The following is a 17,103-nucleotide window of genomic DNA, read 5'->3' as shown; positions in this document are numbered from 1 at the left end:
GCTTGGTTTTATAACGTTCTAATAGTGTAAAGAATCTCAATGCCATCATGGTATCCACCTGATGGCATTGTTGTCTCCAAACCTTAAATAGAAGACTATGAATGACACTATCAGAATGTCTAAGCAGCGTCGGTGGAGTGAATCAAAAGCGCATTCTAGCTGGCAGATCTTCAAGATCATGGCGGAGTTTGTTGATGGATTTGAGGCACTGGCCAAGATCGGTCCCTGTATTTCCATTTTTGGTTCTGCCAGGACCCAACCAGGCCAGGAACCTTATGAAAGAACGGTAGATATCGCCAAAAGGCTGGCTGAAGAAGGTTTCGGTATCATTTCCGGTGGCGGGCCAGGCATTATGGAAGCCGCTAATAAGGGTGCCCAGCTGGGAGGTGGTAAATCCGTTGGCCTGAATATTGAACTGCCGTTTGAACAACAGGCCAACCCTTATATCGATCGCGAATGCAGCCTCCATTTTGAATACTTCTTTGTGCGAAAGACCATGTTCACCAAATATTCCCAGGGCTTTGTGATGATGCCGGGAGGTTTCGGTACCATGGATGAGTTCTTTGAAGTGGCCACCCTGATCCAGACCGGAAAAATGTTGCAGGTTCCCCTCATCCTGGTGGGCCGTGAATACTGGTCGGGACTGATGCATTGGCTGGAGACCACCATGCAGAAAGAGAAATACATCAATTCAGAAGACCTGGAGCTCTTGAAAGTAGTGGATACAGCGGACGAGGTGGCAGACCATGTGCTGCATTTCTACAGTAAACATCCCCTTCAGCCTAACTTCTAAGGCTTTGGGAATGAAAGGCTTAGCCTTCATCAGGAAGGAGCTGGCAGTAGTTTTCCTTGTCCTGGTCCCCGGATATCAGGGCTGATTGTCAAGTGATTAGGTCCTGATATCCTGCTTTTGGCCTTACCTTTGTAAAAAGACAAGGTGGATTTTATTTTACCCAGGGCCAATGAGTATGCCGAAGCGTTTACCGACACCGACCGGCCGCTATTAGCGGGGATCGAGGAAAGGACCCAGCGCGAACACCCCCAGGCGCACATGCTGAGCGGGCGTGTTCAGGGCCGCTTCCTCGCCATGGTCAGCCGGTTAATGCAGCCCCGGTTTATCCTGGAGATCGGGACCTTTACGGGCTACAGTGCCTTGTGCCTGGCAGAAGGCCTTGTGGATGGTGGGCAATTGCATACCATTGAGATCCGTGAAGCAGATGCAGAACGGTCAAGGCAAAATTTTTCCTTGTCGCCCAAAGCCAATCAGGTAATTTTGCACCTTGGCGATGCCCGGTCGATACTCCCCCGGCTTGAACCGATATGGGACCTGGTGTTCATCGATGCCGATAAGGTGGGATATATCGATTATTATGAGTTGGTCTTGCCCAGGTTGAGGAAGGGGGGATTGATCATTGCCGACAACGTCCTTTTCCATGGCCAGGTGCTGGAAGAAGAGGTAAAAGGCAAGAATGCAAAAGCCATCCAGGCTTTCAATGATCATGTGCGAAAGGATGAAAGGGTGTCGAAGGTGTTGCTGACCGTAAGGGATGGATTATTGTTGATCCAGAAAAACTGAAGATGTTTATGATTCGCAGATACACATTTTTACTGGCTATGCTGTTGGTCATCCTGGCGGCAAAGGCGCAGAAGAGTGCCGATGTTCAGGCCTATATTGACAACTATAAGGCCCTGGCCATGGAAGAAATGCAACGCACCGGCGTGCCGGCAGCTATCAAACTCGCCCAGGGTATCCATGAGACCGAGGCAGGTAAAAGTGACCTCGTTTCCCGCTCCAATAACCATTTTGGCATCAAGTGTAAGTCCAACTGGACAGGCGATAAGGTTTACCATGATGATGATGCCAGGGGGGAATGTTTCAGGAGTTATGCCAGTGCTTTGGATTCCTACCGCGATCATTCCAACTTCCTCAAGAATAGTCAGCGCTATGCCTTCTTGTTCAGTCTCGACCCTACCGATTACAAAGGCTGGGCATATGGCCTGAAGAAGGCCGGCTATGCCACCAATATCAAATATTCCCAACTACTGATCAGGCTGATCGAGACCTACAACCTCCAGCAGTACAGCCTGATCGCTTTGGGTAAGCTCCAACCTTCAGATGAGGTTCTGGCAGGTGGAGGCAATACCGGTTCAAAAGAAAACAGCATTGCAAAAGGGCCCTATGAATCCGAAGCTCCTGCGATCAATCCACTGCCCGCTGTCAATTATCCTGAAGGGGTATTTGAGATCAATGGTGCCAGGGTTACTTATGTAAAAGCAGGAACATCTTTACTGGCAGTGGCTTCCCAACATGGACTGACGCTCGGAAGGCTTTTAGAGTTCAATGATATGACCCAGGGGGAAGGGGATATCCTCGCCATGGACCAACTCATCTTCCTGCAGCGCAAACGTAAAATAGCGAAGAACCTTTTCCATATTGTACAGGCAGGGGAAACCCTTTACGATATCTGCCAGGCAGAAGGTATCAGGTATGAAAGTATCCTGGAGTTGAACCGCCTGGAAGAGGGAATGGAGCCTGCAATCGGGGAGCGGCTATACCTGCAGGAGAAAGCTTCGGTGCGCCCGATGCTGGCAGGAACTGGTGGAGCCAGCCAGGTGGTGGCAGTGGTGAATACCGGAGAATCACAAGCTGTCGTTCAGAAAACTGTCGTTCAAAATGAACCGGAAAAAACCTCCAATAATACTGCTGTCAGGCATGTGGTGCAAAGTAAGGAGACCCTTTATGGCATCAGCCGCAAATATGGGGTGAGTGTTGAAAAGATAAAAGAGTGGAATAAGCTGAATGCTAATGCACTCAAGATGGGACAGGAACTAATCATTTATACCAATTAAGTACATGGCCATCATCAAAGTAAAGGATCTTGAGTTTGAACCCTATTTGACAAGGGAGAATATCAAAGCGCAAATTGAAAGGATAGCAGCACAGATCAATAAGGATTATGAAGGCAAGCGTCCCCTTTTCGTGGCCATCCTGAACGGCTCATTCATGTTTGCTGCTGACCTTTTTAAAGAGGTGAGCATCGATGCGGAGATCTGTTTTATCAAACTGGCTTCCTACAAGGGCACCAAATCAACCGGCCAGGTCATTACAGCCATCGGGCTTGACCAGGATATTCATGACCGCCATGTGATCATCATCGAGGATATTGTAGATACAGGTAAGACACTGAACGAGTTCCTTCCCCAATTGATGCACCAGCAACCAGCTTCACTGGCCCTGGCTGTCCTGTTACATAAGCCTGAAGCCACCCAATACCCCATAGCGATCAATTACCTGGGCTTTACCATTCCCAATAAATTCGTACTGGGTTATGGCCTGGATTATGATGGATTGGGTCGGAACATACCGGAAATTTACCAGCTAAAGGAGCAGTAAATCTACTAAAGCAGTTTTTTCGCTTGAATATCAGGGAGGAAAATTGTAAATTTCGGAAGGAATACTCCCATTGAAAACTGCTTGCGCAATATTATTGCTGTTGATCGTTTATTTGCCCTTAAATGCCCAATATTACTTTCGGGGTGAGGTAAAGGACGATACCCAGAAGCCGCTAGCCAATGCCAGGCTCATGCTTCATTCTTCAGGGTTTATCTACTATTCTGGAACCTATGGCGGATTCGGGATCACTTCTGTCAGGGACAAGGACTCGCTTTCAATTTCCCTTGACGGTTATTTGCCCACTACCATTCTCCTCGATGCCAAAGTGTATGCTACTATTTCCCTGAAACCTATTCCCAAAAAATCAAGTGGCCGGCAGAAAAGGTTGATGTCTGTAACACGTAACCTTACCGGTGATACCAAGTCCACTACCTGGACCGTTGGAGGGGAGACTTACAGTACATTGGTTGAAAATGAGTTCCAGCATGCCCGAGATTTTCCGGAAACGGTCTTTGCGATCAATACGGATAAAGCATCCTACAGCAATATCAGGCGTTTTGTTAATATGGGTAGTACGGTACCCCCTGATGCCGTAAGGATCGAGGAAATGCTGAACTATTTCAATTTTGGCTATGAAGCACCAACCGGTGACAGCCTCTTTCATTTTTCGTCTGCCTTATCTGATTGCCCCTGGAACCCGGGTAATCAGTTGTTGTATATCAAATCTTGCGCTCGAAAGCTTGACATGGGAAAAGTGCCGCCCAGTAACCTGGTCTTTCTGATAGATGTGTCGGGATCCATGGACATGCCAAACAGGCTGCCATTGCTGAAGTCTGCTTTTAAATTGATGGTGGAAAACCTGAGGGCGGAGGATACTGTATCCATCGTTGTTTATGGCAGTACGGTTGGTGTTTGGTTAACCCCAACCTCTGGTGTGGAAAAGGAAAAGATCAGGAAGTCCATTGAAGAATTGTATCCTGGAGGGGCAACACCCGGTGAGTCAGGAATTTTGACAGCCTACCGGTTGGCCCGCAGCCAATTCATTCCCGGTGGCAACAACCGGGTGATCCTGGCCACTGATGGCGATTTCAATATTGGCCAGACCAGTGAAGAAGAGTTGGAGAAGATGATCTCCCAGCAACAGCAGTCAGGTATTTACCTCACCTGCCTTGGGGTGGGCATGGGGAATTACAAGGATTCGAAATTGGAGGTACTGGCCAAAAAGGGTAATGGCAATTTTGCCTACCTGGATGATGAGAAAGAGGCAGAAAAGGTTTTGGTCAAAGAGCTGACACAAACGATGTACACTGTTGTGGATGATGCATTGCTCAATATCCGCTTCAATGCACAGAAAGTGAATGCTTACAGGTTAATTGGATTTGATAACCGGAAGGCTGCGGCATCAGATACCTCCAGTGTACTGGAAGGGGGGGAACTGGGGTCGGGCCATACGACCTTTGCTATTTTTGAATTGGAGCCGACAGCAGACAGCTTGAATGGGATGGAAAAGATTGCTGACCTGGCCATACAGTACAGGAATCCCAGCGACTCAGCCAGGCATTCCCTCAATTATCCCATAGTCGTGAACAGGCAGGATTTCAACCAACTGCCTTCCAGCTATCGGATGGCTTGTGGCGTGGCATTATTCGGGTCATTATTGAAGGGCTCCCATTTTGTAAAGCAACAAGACTGGATAGGACTCCAAACGATCATTACTGCTGCGGCCTCCCCGGATGATGTGGTTCAACAGGAATTTGTATCCCTGGTGGATAAGGCGAAAAAAATCTATGTGAAAGGCAAGCAGGCCCGGGGAAGGGGCGGGGCCCGTTAAGCGATCTTCGCTTCATTCGCTGGTTCCTGATTAACAAAATACATATCGATCTCACCAATGTTCTTTGCTGAGATTTTACCCCTGTAAATACAATCATAGCGATGTTTGATCAGCTCATAAACGCTTGCTGATATATTCACCTGGCCCGGTTCCCCTGCACTTTCCATCCTGCTGGCAATATTTACGGTACTGCCCCAGATATCATAAGCATACTTCTTCTTTCCTACAACTCCAGCCACCAGGGGGCCTACATGGATTCCGATCCTTAATTCCCAAGGGGTCATTCCTTTTTCGATTCGTTTCTTGTTCCAGTGCTTGAGGTACTCAATGATATCAAAACTGGCCTTGATCATATTCATGGTGGCGTCTGGATCTGGTGTAGGGATGCCTCCGGCACACATATAGGAGTCCCCAATTGTTTTGATCTTTTCCAGGCTGTATTTTTCAATGATGTCATCGAATGCCATAAAACATTCGTTCAATTCCGCAACCAACTCCTGCGGCGACAACACATCCGCCATTTTAGTGAAGCTCTTGAAGTCTGTGAATAGTACTGCTGCGTGCTCAAAATATTTTGGCGTGGCAGCACCATCACGTTGCAGTTCATGCGCTACTTCAGCGGGGAGAATATTCAGCAACAATCCTTCAATTTCTTCTTTTTGTTTATCAAGTATTTTGTTGATCCGGATCTTGTTGCGGTAATCGCGATAAAGGATGAAGATGATGACGAATACCATTACAAGGCCGGCCATTAACGCGTTCTTGGCGATCTTCTGGCGCTTGATCTCCAGTTCCTGGAGGTCCTTGTCTTTGGTAAGCAGTTCAATCTCCTTCTCTTTTAATCCAACAGAGTACTGCAGCCTGAGGCTATCAGCGTCAAATTTTGACAATGAGTCAGTAAGGTGGAGTGCCCTATTGTTGAAATCATAGGCTTTGGCAAAATCCCCCCTGCCGGCATAGATCCTGGAAAGTCCGCCATACACCCTTTTTAACTCTGCACCTGCCTTCATTTCCATGGCATATACAAGTGCATTCTCAAAGTACTGTTTTGCCTTGTTGGGGTCATTGTGGTTGATGTAATATTCGGCGAGGGATAGCGCGGACTGTGCCATATAGATCTTAATTCCCAGTTCTTCACTTTTCTTCAATGCTTCCTCGTAGTATTTAAGGGCGAGATCACCCTGGTTGTTTTTCAGGTAAAGGTTACCAATGCTGTTCAGGATATAGCCGAACATTTCATCTTTGGGGTGAAAGACTTCAGTTGCCTTAATATAATTATAGAATGCAGCAGAATCATTACCCATGGCAAAATATACATCCCCGAGGTTCATATAGGATAAACCCATATTGCCACGGTCGTTGATCTTCTTGCCCATCTCCAACGCCTGGTTGATGTAATCGATTGCCAGGTTCCTGGTGGAGGGTTTGTCAAGATAGATGATGCCGATATTGTTTAGTACTGTTGCGATCCGAAAGGTATCTTTCGCCAGTTGGGCCACCTCATAGGATTTCATGTAATATTCCATGGCCTTGGAATAATTACTCATATTGAATTGGATGGACCCAAGATTGTTAAGGATATTGGATTCACCTACCAGGTCATTAGCCTTGGTAAATTCCGCCAATGCTTTTTCGCAATATTCTTGTGCTGGAACATATTCTCCCTTGATAATATAGAATAACCCGATGTTTTTTAAACTTTGCGCCTGGCCAATCGTGTAGTTGAGCTTTTTTGCCAGCACCAATGCCTGCTTGGCATAATCTATGGAAGAAGGATCCTGTTGTCTGGTTTCATAGGCAAGTTTATTGAGGAGGTTTACTTTATTGGTGTCTTCCTTTTGTACGGCAATTACGGCAAGCATGCTGTCCCTGAACTTGTCCTGTCCAAATGAAATGCTAAACAACAACTGCATACTTACTATAAGGATAAGTGATCTCGATAACATTTACCTACGGTTTCTGGTTTTTTAAATTACGAATAATTGGAATGCCATTAAAAAGAAAAGGGGACCTGCGTCCCCTTTTCTTTTTAATACTTGTTGTTTATTGTTTAATAAACTTAAAGACCTTTCTTCCTTTCTGGGTGTTCACCCAAATGAAGTACTGTCCGGTGCCAAGGTTGGATACTTCGATCCTTGCTTTGTTTGGCGACAGCAACTGGATGGATTGTGGCCTGAGCTGGCGACCCAGTACATCCATTATCATAAAGTCTTTTACTGTCAGTTTGCTGAAGTCTCCTTCGACATAAACCTGGGCGTTGGCCGGGTTGGGATAAAGGGTCTCCCTGACAGCGATCTCGGTATTGGTTTCCCTCAGCTGGCTATTGGCTACACCACCGTTGGAATTACACTTATTGGAAGTTGAAGTGGCATCGCTGGATGCGGCTGACTTCTTGTTCTTCTCATAAGTAGACAGGAACCAGGTGATCTTGTTGCCATTGAAGTCAATCGTGAACTCATATGTTCCCGGCAGGAATACTTCTGGCGGATTGCCTGAATAACTAGCACCAGCTGATACGATGATCTTATTGTCATCACCAAGTGGTACATAAACCTCTGAACTGTTGAAGTTCTGGTAAGAGTACCTTGCCCTGTACTGGTAGCTGCCTCCATTGATCACTTCAATACAAACCAGGCTTGGCCTTATTGATCTGGTATTACCTCCTGCAGGGTTAACGTAGAAGGTAGACGTATCACCTTCAATGATATAGTCATTGAAATTGGTCAGGTTGGTAGCATTGATCCTCCTGGTTACCAGGTAGTGACCTTCTGAAAGTGGTGGCTGTACTACCCTTTTGGTAATGCTGTCAATGATAACATAGGTATTATCAGCAATGGCATCAGGCGCTACAAGTCCGGTTACTGTTGAACTAAAGGCTGGTAATGGATCTCCCTTGAAGTTGAAATAGATATCCTTATCCATCTTCACCCTGAGGGTTGCCTTATCAACCGTAAGGATAGCAGTATCACCGATGATCGAGTAGTTTGCCAGGTTGGGCAGGTTGCCAATATCAATCTTCCTTGTTACAAGGTATTGCCCTGCAGACAATGGCTGCGTGGCCACCTGTCTTGTTGTACTATTCAGGATGAGATAGGTTTCATCAGCGATCACATCCGGTGCGATCAGTCCGGTAATGGTAGAACTGAACACCGGTAAGGCTTCACCCTTCCTGATGGAATAGGTATCCTCACCCATGGCTACGGTCAGGTTGCTGGCCAGTACCCTCAGGGTACCATTAACAGAAGAGGTGTCGTAATTGGCCGGATCCTGGAAGGTGGCCCTGATGGTATACGTGCCAGCAGGTGTAAGCCTTGTTGATGGAACAACCTGGTTATTCTTATCAAGGATGGTGTACACAATTCCACCTGCACTATCAATTTTATCTGTTTCTGGATTCACTACATATCCTGTCACCTGTGCCGTAAAGATCACGGTGTCGCCGAAGTTTTTCTGCTTATTATCTACAACAGCGGATAATGCCACATCATTTACGGTAAGTTCACCAAAGCCGTAAGTGATCTCAAAATTATCATTGGTGGGCAGGAATGCTCCCGGTATGATCTTGTGCTTACCCTTTGTCAGGCCGGTAAACATATTGATCGACTTGTAACCGGTTGCATAGCCAAGCAGGATATCAAGGTCGTCCACCAATACCGCAACATTGTTGTTGGAATTGGCAGAGAACAGGTTGTAATTGGCAATACTGATCTCTTCCCCGGTATTTGACCTTACAGTTCCAGAGCCATTTACTACATTGATCTGACGGTTTGGATCCGGGTCAAGATAGGATTCAACTGTATTGGACCTTACCGTTCCGCCACCATTCAATTCGGGTATCAGGTTGGCAAATGGATAGGCAATCGCATTCACCACCACATTCGCCCTTACTGCACCTGCACCATTCAGGGTAATATCCTCAAACATGATATAATTAGACCTTACCGTACCATTGGCCCTTGTGGTACCAGTGCCATTTGCTACAGCAGCATTACCACCAGACACATTGCGGATGCCATTGGCATCGGCATTCAGTTCACCCGGAGGCAGGCCATTGAAGGAAACAAATCCGTTGATCATGGCTTCTGCATTTACCATGGCATTGGAGCGAACAGCGCCAGCTCCATTGGAACGTACGGTTCCGCCGCCATTGGCCCATCTGGCCAGTTCGTACGGAACGCCATTGGCCCTGGATGCGCCTCCGCCATTGGCGAGGAGGAATGCCCTGCTGAGGAAGAAGTTTTCAATGGCAGCTCCTGAAAGGTCAACAACATTTGACCGGACAGTACCACCTCCATTGGATCGAACTGTACCTGTTCCGTTAGCCTTGGCTATAATGGCATCGGTTACCATTAAGGCGAGGTTATTGTAGAGGTTGGGATCATTCGTAAAGGCATTCAGGTCGCCACTGAGTAGGGCATAAGCATTGGTCTCATTAATGTATTTATTATGCTCTGCTGCTACCTTATCCGTAATGGTAGTGCCATCAACCAGGTTGCTGAGGACCACTCCTGTACCCACTTCGTATTTAAAGGTGACAGGTAATGGCTCGGAGCCATAAGTAATGGTCTGGTTATTCGGCGTGATCTTGATCTTGAGCTTTTCTACCAGGATAGCGATAGGGTTCAGGTCGTAATCAAAGTTGAGACCAAATGCCGATGGAATACCATTTTGGAATCCCTGGATAAATGGCGTAACAATATGTCCACCTGCTTTTACCGGGTAAAGTCCGTTTTCATCCGGCGGGGGAATATTGAATCCTACAGTACTTACTCCATTAGCCTCTAGGCCGAGTTCTTCCCTGGTATAGCCAAGTGCAGCCAGTTCCGCATCATTGTCAATGATCTCTTCGCCGATCTTCAATTGGTAGGAAAAAGTGGGGAATGCCTGTCCATACTGTATGCTGCCGCCCGCTGTACTTGGAAGCGGACTTATACTCACTTTCACCTTGGGCTTGTCCAATAGTGATACAGGTGTAGAGCAACCACCATCGCCGGTGGCCCTGGCATCATTACATACCTGGATCGGCGGATTGCCTTCCAGCTGGTCAATAAGAACAGTGAGGGTCTTGTTCACCAGGTCAACAATGGTTTGTCCATCCTTATATTCAACCCCGCCAATGGTCAGGTAGGAGGAGGAGGTTAGGTAATCCCCTTCTACAAACACTTTTACCTCGATCTTTCCATCCGGTGTTTGGCTGGTGGTATCTACAGAAAGTATTTTGATCAGAACCGGCTTGGGATTGGCTTCTGCCAGTAATGCCTTGTAGCCATCGATCAAACCTGCACCACTCCTGAAATCAAAGCCAGGGGTAGCACCGGCATAAGTGATGTCGAATGCATGTTTCTGCAGCGTATCCCTCAGGCTGGCGTAGGTATACCGGTCCTTGGACGGGTTGAACTTCCACCTGGCATTCATCAGCAAAGCCGCAACGCCTGCTGCATGCGGGGCTGCAGCCGAGGTTCCAAAGAATGGTAAGTAGGGGGTATTCTCAATCTCATAAGGGTCTTTATAAGGCAATCCATTCGGACCGAGGGGACCGTTGGGAATGTCTGCATAAGTACCCAGGTTTACACTGGTATTCACTCCATCGGGGGCAGAGAAATCAGGCTTGCGGTTAGCTGGGCCATTGGCAGATGGTTGGAATCCACCCCATGAAGAGAAAGATTCAACCTTTACAGTATCCGTAACCCCGAAGGTTGGGGTAAGGTTGAACTGCACCGCACCAACGGTAAGTGCTTCTTTAGCATTGGCGTGGCCAATGATGGTAGAAGGATTCTGGTTGGGTGAGGTCAGGATCTGGGCGCTTCCCCTGAAGATGATGTATTTGTACTTGATATCCGCTGGGGTAGAAGGGCCTTTGGCCTTCACCACCTTGAGGAAAACCGTAGTGGGGTTGTCCACCTCAAAGGAAAGGATTTCCAATGGGTCTGAACCTTCATTATTCCGGTTGTAACCAAGGATATTCTTACCGGTGATATCAGTAAGGTAAATATCCAGGTCATAATTGGTTCCATTGGTTTCGCCAGCAGAGTAGAACTCATCCTGCCACTGGAGGATGATCATGTAGCTTCCTTTCCTGTTCACACGGATCTGCTGGATAGAATCGGTGCCATTGAAAAAGTTAGCCTTACCATTCTGTAAGGATGCCGGAATGGTTCCATCATATGATTTATTGCCGAAGTTCCCGGCTGAAGTAAAATATATAGCGCCATCGGCAGTAACATCCTTAATAGCCTGTGTTACCAGGCCATCCCTGAAGAATGGGGCAGTAGCATAAGTAATATCGTCCACAATGATATCGCAACCTGATGTCCTGAGACTCCTGATGCCTGCGGCCATATCTCCCTCTGAAATGAAGCCCGTCCGGAAGGCAAGGTCTGCACCGGGAGCCATTTCATGAATGATCTGCAACATGGCCCTTCCTTCATCTGTTTTGGGGACAGGGAAGGGGTAGTCTCCATCTGGCAATTCTACTCCTTTTGCAGGTAGGTCTTTCCGGCTGATGTCCAGGCCGGCAGCACTGGTTGGAGGCGCTGGCTGGGTGGGATCCTTAATAACGCCATCCAGCATATTGTAACTGTCGGAAAGCACACCGATCTTAAGCTTCTTGGGTTGTCCGTCTTTGCCTTTGATGGTATCGCCAAGAATTCCATAGCCTAACCTCATAGCCCTTGCACCGGAACTGCTGTCACCACCGGTCCTGAATTGCCCGCCGAACTCTTCCACCGTATTCAAACCGATCGGTGGGTTTACAGCCCTGACATATTTGAACAGGTCTGGCCTGGTGTTCAGGTCCGTCAATTCAGCTATCGGGAAGAAGCCGGTAATAATGTAATAGGTAGGGTCATTTTTGATGCCCTGGGTCTTAAACCTGGCACTTGGATCATTTTCATTTACCGTAGCAGAAGAATTGATCTTAAAGTACAGGTAGTTCTTGGATTCATTGAAATTGCCATTCTTGGCGATCAGGATGGCTTCGATCAAGACCCTGTTTGGATTAGTTGGGTCGAAAATGAACAGTTCCTTTTTCTGTTGTTCGGTATAATTGGGGTTGATCAGTTCAGTAAGGATAGCATCCACCACAGTAAATACCTTGAACGGGTTGGAGGTAACAGCGTTGTTGATACAGGAGGTAACAGTGATGTCATCGGTTGCTGAGCATCCCGCAGCATTGGTAACGGTCAATCGGTAAATACCGGCCGTAGTAATCTGTACCGTGGCGGGATTATTATCGTTATCGGGTATGATATTGCCTTTATCGTCCAAGGTTGACCAGCTGTAAACAGGGTTGGAAATATTGGTGGTGCCGGTCAGTTGGATGGATGTTTCGGCACAGGAAATATTGGCGCTTGCCGCACCCGCATTAATAGCAGCTGTTGTTGAAGTACATTCAGTGATAAGGGGGGAATATACCACGTTTACGCCGCTGTTGATGGTTACGGTCCTGTTGGACCAAAGGGCGCCGGTGAAATCGGTATTACCTGTCCCGGAGCCTAAGGTGATGGAGCCATTAAGGGCCCATACCGTACCCAACCATCTTGATTGGGAAGAGCTTGATCCATTGGCAACCAGGAAACTGATGCCTGAACTGTTTCCACTACCCCTCACTTCTGTAAAGATCCGGGTTGCTGCGGTGACATTGGTTGATCCTGATGGAAGACCGGTAAAACTGGTGGCCACCTTATCCAATAGCATATTGCCCAATACAACGATATTGAATTTATCGCTTGCATTCGCTCCGGTAAAATCAAAAATGAACCTGTTGGAATTGGTGAGGGTAATGGCATCGATCACATAGGTACCCGGTCCCTTAAAAGTGATGGTACGGTTACCGGAAAGTGAAATGGTATTATACCTTCTATTGGGAAGCAGGTCTGCATTTCGGTTGGCCTGCAGCGTTACAGATGGCAGGTTGGAGGGATAGGTAATAGGGGAAGGAAAATCTCCTATAGCAGGGATTTTGGTAGCAAAGTCTGCGATCTTTTGGGCTGTGCCCGGGCCTGAATAGGTAAAAGTTCCGAGGGGTTGATAAACCACACCTGATAATGTTCCCCCTCCAATAGTGATGTTACCATTAACATAGATATCCCCCTTAAGGATAGCCCCGGTTCCTGTTTGCAGGATATTACCAGTAAAGGGCGGTTGTACTGTATTGGCTGCCGATATTCTTCCATTAACGGTATTGCCATTGGCCAGTTCTATCCGGCCGTTACTGTGCAGTCCTCCTGAAAATAGCACGTTACCGGTAGAACGTATCAGGGTCCCTGAACCAACATTACCATTTCCTGTTATAGAATTGGAAGTGCTGATCTGTACTGCATCACGGCCATAAAGCACGAAATCAGAAGGCTTCAGTTGTTGTCCAGATAGCTTTCCGCCAAATGAACCTAGGATAAGTAAAAAAGGCAATAGCAGGTTCCTTTTAAACTTGCGGTTTAATGTCTTCATCGTGTGTTAGGTTGTCCAGGATACCACTGACACCACACTTTAAAATACAGGTAAGCATTGTGAACGGTAAAGAGCGGTATGCAGGAATATCCGGATTGTTAGGGAATTAGGCTACCTCCGGGCTCGACCGATTCTTGAGTAGGATTGGAAATTTGGGGGTTAAAAAAGGGGAAGGATCTGGGTAATCAGGTAGGTTGAAAGATATAAAGTTTTTTTTTACTATGCAATTATTTCTTAACCCTCCTGGTTTTGCCTGGCCTTTTCATTCTGGGCACGAAGGCGTTGGCAGAGGATGCGGATAAAACCCCTCGCAACTTCAGGGCGCGATTCCAGCAATTCATAGAAGGGTTCCTGGTCGATCCTGAAGAGGGTGCAATCGGTATGGGCAGTGGCGCTTGCGGACCTTGTTTCCGCATCTAAAAGTGAGAGTTCACCAAATACCTCTTTTTCCTTCAGGATGGCCAGGGTGGTTGTTCCCTTATGTATCCTGATCTCACCTGAGCTGATGATATACATACAATCGCCTATCTCGTTCTCCCCAAATACCTCTTCCCCCTTTTCATATTCCACTTCCTGCATCAGTGGGGCCAGGTCGGCGAGGATATGCTCTGGCGTATCCTTGAACAGGGAAAGGGACTTGAGCAGCAAGACCTTTTCAACCAATAATAATCTGTCCATTGTTGAGGATGCCATGGTATTCCAGGGTTTAGTTTTCGATGGCAAAGCTTGCCGTCTCTTTTAATAGTATGTTTTCTGCCTTGAGGTATTTTTCGTAGAATGACCTGTCTATATTATACCCCGCCTTCTTGGATACATAAATGGAACAAGCCTTGGTCCAATCCAGGTAACTGATCGGCCTTTCTGAAAGGATCCTGGTGATCACCTGTTCCATTTCATGGTATTGCTTTTCAGTCATGAGGGACTTCAGCGTATCACAACGGTGATCAATATCTGACACTTCATAAAGGGTATTGAAAACCCTTCCAAAATCCTTTTTAGCCGTCACTTCGATGATCTCCATAGCATTAGCGATGCTTTCCTTGTTATGTGCCCTTAAACTATTCCTTATCTTCCTGATCTGTTCACGGTCATAGAGACAGCCCATTAAGGAAAGAAGGGTATCCTGTATCTCTTTTAATTCGATGGCAATTGAACGGTAAACCAGTGAGTCCTCTCCATTCTTGATCTTGATCGCCCGCTGCATGAATAAAAGCTCCACCCCATATTTCAGGTAGGCCCTCAATGTGTCTTCCAGTAAAGGCCTTGATGCATCATCTGCAACATACTTGCTCCTGTACAGTGCTTTCACCGCGTAAGGCGCAAGCTGGGGTTTTTGTGCGATTAGGCTGAGCAGGAGATCCTGGCTTTTGCTGCCACCAATATTGCCACAAATATTGATCAGTTTATTTTGGAGGTCGGAATCCGGCCAGCCGTTCAGCAGGTAGCCCGAAATGGCCGGAATGCTTGATTCTCCCGATTGTTGCAAGGCATTTAATGCGTGTTTGTTTAATTGTCCCGGCTGGTCAAACATGGTCGCAATGGTGCCTGTGGCCGTTGCCTTGCCGATGGTCCTCACGGCTTTCAACCTTACCGCCGGTTCAGGGTCTTGCATAAGTGCGATATGATCGGGGTGGGCATATTCATCCCTCACCTCTTCCAGGATCCCCAATGCGATTTGTTTTGATTCAAGGTCACTGCTGTGAATGTATTGCCTCACTTTCTCTTCAGCATTTGCCCGGATGGTAGGATGGCTGTTGCACAATGCTCCTGTAAGTGCAGCCAGCCTCAGCCTGTTGTCTGGCTGTTGGAGGTAGCCTTCCAATTCCTGGATATTGGAGGATAGTTTGCAGATTGCCTTGATCGATTCTGATTTGATATCAGGATTTTCAGAGCGGAGGAGCATTGTTTCCAACGTGTCCTTCATGGACTGGATATTGTTGTTCCTGATCAGCCTGATGGTCTCCAGTACAACCTGGTCTGAATCGTGCTGCAGGAAATCCGAAAGCAGTTCTGCTGATAAGGGATTTTGTTTACTGGCAACCATTCTCAGGATACTGAATACCTCGCTTTCATTACCTGTCCTGATCTTTTGCTTGATCAGGTCCAGGGTGGCATGGTCATTCAAACTGAATTCCTCCTGGCTGAAGAACCTGCTGCTGATGGTATTCACAAGCATCTGGAGATAGGCTTTGTTCAGCCTTACAATGCCAATGATCCAAAAGATGGCAAGCCCTAATAACACATAACACAAGGCGATCAGGTCAACTTTTTCCTGGACCTTATACATGGTGATCAGCAGGATGCCACAGAAAAGGGTTGCGAATGGATCCATGATACCTTTCACCACGTTATGCGCCCGCAATCTTTCGTGGGTAGGAAGGGGTTGCATAACGGTTAGCAATACGGGAGAATTGATGGAGGCCCTGAGTACATCAACAGCTATGGACGTGGCTCCAAAAAGGTAGAAGATCAGCTTGTCTTCCGGAATGATCCAGTACAATAACACTATGAGCACTACAAGGATGGCCATTACAATAGGGGTGATGAACAATGATTGCATTACCCCAAGTTTGGTGGTCAGCCTGCCCGTAAAGATGGTTTTGGTGATCAGCGCTACCAATCGCAATGCAGCCATGAAAAGGGCTATGAACCTGGCCAGTTCAACATCATTGTGAAAGATGCCCTTCACTTCTACATACAATCCATAGTTCACCAACAGGATACAGGCTGAAGCGATCAGGGAGATCAATGCAATTTTCCTGATAACCGGACTAGCTGTAAAGTTGTTGATGAGTGACTGTAGTTTGCTCCCGGTATGAGGGTGGTGATGGGCTGGTCCATGGTGGTGTGAGGCTTCCAGCAGTTTTTCGATCTTACTGATGCTGTTGAAAAGCGGAATGGACACCAACATGCATATCACACCCAAGAGCATCAGGTTACTGGTCCCAGTAAAGGGAACCAATACTGATGCTATGGTATAGCCAATGAACTTGGCAGGGATATCGCCTGAACTGATCAGCCCAAAAAGTCGCTTACTCTGGCGCATGTCGAAAAGCCTGGCTGCTATGCCCCAGAATTCAAGGTTGTTGAGCAGGTAAAGTGAGTAGAACCAGGCGAGGCTGAAGTAATAGAACCAGTCGTTGGGTATTGTCCTTGCGCCTGCCCAAACCAGCAGCATACTAAAGGACATAAAAAGGATGATCCCCCTGTTGAACCTGGCGAACTTAACGGAATGTTCCAGTATGCTGTATATAAAACCGGTGAACCAAAGGAGGAATGCAGAATACACCATCACCCAGGGAAGCTCCACAATGGGAAACTTATCCAGGAACCTGGCAAATACAGCAGTGAAGAAAAAGGAAATACCTGCTCCCTGAAAGAACTGGAGCCAGAATAACTTTTTCACAAGCCACCATTCATCCTGATGGAC

The 17,103-nt window shown here is 47.1% G+C and carries 9 protein-coding genes; 5 read left to right on the top strand and 4 right to left on the bottom strand.

The genetic code is table 11. The features are described from left to right. Window positions 1–97: 97 nt before the first annotated feature. The 5 genes from KJS94_RS08770 to KJS94_RS08750 all read left to right on the top strand — a co-directional run bounded on the left by KJS94_RS08770 (window position 98) and on the right by KJS94_RS08750 (window position 5,225). Complete coding sequence (locus tag KJS94_RS08770) at window positions 98–793, top strand: LOG family protein (protein ID WP_214447599.1); 696 nt, start codon at window positions 98–100, stop codon at window positions 791–793. A 144-nt stretch (window positions 794–937) separates the two neighbouring features. Continuing rightward, window positions 938–1,576 (top strand): O-methyltransferase, encoded by a 639-nt coding sequence (locus KJS94_RS08765; RefSeq protein WP_214447600.1) that lies wholly within the window; start codon window positions 938–940, stop codon window positions 1,574–1,576. 8 nt (window positions 1,577–1,584) lie between these two features. Beyond that, window positions 1,585–2,850, top strand: a complete 1,266-nt coding sequence (locus tag KJS94_RS08760; RefSeq protein WP_214447601.1) for a glucosaminidase domain-containing protein — start codon at window positions 1,585–1,587, stop codon at window positions 2,848–2,850. Window positions 2,851–2,854: 4 nt separating this feature from the next. Then, entirely contained in the window at window positions 2,855–3,394 is a 540-nt protein-coding gene (gene hpt / locus KJS94_RS08755; protein WP_214447602.1) for a hypoxanthine phosphoribosyltransferase, read from the top strand. Between the two features lie 100 nt (window positions 3,395–3,494). Beyond that, the gene (locus KJS94_RS08750; RefSeq protein ID WP_214447603.1) at window positions 3,495–5,225 is read left to right on the top strand and encodes a vWA domain-containing protein; all 1,731 of its coding nucleotides are present in this window, start codon (window positions 3,495–3,497) and stop codon (window positions 5,223–5,225) included. Here the strand turns inward: KJS94_RS08750 and KJS94_RS08745 are convergent. The 4 genes from KJS94_RS08745 to KJS94_RS08730 form a co-directional block, all read right to left on the bottom strand. Further along, window positions 5,222–7,171, bottom strand: a complete 1,950-nt coding sequence (locus KJS94_RS08745; protein WP_214447604.1) for an adenylate/guanylate cyclase domain-containing protein — start codon at window positions 7,169–7,171, stop codon at window positions 5,222–5,224. The two genes, KJS94_RS08750 and KJS94_RS08745, sit on opposite strands and share 4 nt — an antisense overlap. A 97-nt stretch (window positions 7,172–7,268) precedes the next feature. Beyond that, a complete protein-coding gene (locus KJS94_RS08740; RefSeq protein ID WP_214447605.1) occupies window positions 7,269–13,673 on the bottom strand; it encodes a T9SS type A sorting domain-containing protein in 6,405 nt (2,134 codons plus the stop codon). 234 nt (window positions 13,674–13,907) lie between these two features. Further along, on the bottom strand, window positions 13,908–14,366 hold the full coding sequence (locus KJS94_RS08735; RefSeq protein WP_214447606.1) for a Crp/Fnr family transcriptional regulator: 459 nt from the start codon (window positions 14,364–14,366) through the stop codon (window positions 13,908–13,910). A 13-nt stretch (window positions 14,367–14,379) separates the two neighbouring features. Further along, window positions 14,380–17,079 carry a hypothetical protein gene (locus KJS94_RS08730; protein WP_214447607.1) on the bottom strand — a complete coding sequence of 900 codons (2,700 nt, stop codon included), beginning with the start codon at window positions 17,077–17,079 and terminating at the stop codon, window positions 14,380–14,382. Window positions 17,080–17,103: the final 24 nt, after the last annotated feature.

The organism is Flavihumibacter rivuli, assembly GCF_018595685.2.
GTDB lineage: Bacteria > Bacteroidota > Bacteroidia > Chitinophagales > Chitinophagaceae > Flavihumibacter > Flavihumibacter rivuli.
The sequence above is the reverse complement of the archived record's forward strand: the minus strand, read 5'-3'. Positions and strand labels throughout refer to the sequence as shown.

Bases quoted from the DNA above. Each gene is read 5' to 3' on its own strand.
- KJS94_RS08745 (WP_214447604.1), bottom strand. From the start codon at position 7,171: ATGTTATCGAGATCACTTATCCTTATAGTAAGTATGCAGTTGTTGTTT.
- KJS94_RS08760 (WP_214447601.1), top strand. From the start codon at position 1,585: ATGATTCGCAGATACACATTTTTACTGGCTATGCTGTTGGTCATCCTG.
- hpt (WP_214447602.1), top strand. From the start codon at position 2,855: ATGGCCATCATCAAAGTAAAGGATCTTGAGTTTGAACCCTATTTGACA.
- KJS94_RS08770 (WP_214447599.1), top strand. From the start codon at position 98: ATGAATGACACTATCAGAATGTCTAAGCAGCGTCGGTGGAGTGAATCA.
- KJS94_RS08740 (WP_214447605.1), bottom strand. From the start codon at position 13,673: ATGAAGACATTAAACCGCAAGTTTAAAAGGAACCTGCTATTGCCTTTT.
- KJS94_RS08735 (WP_214447606.1), bottom strand. From the start codon at position 14,366: ATGGCATCCTCAACAATGGACAGATTATTATTGGTTGAAAAGGTCTTG.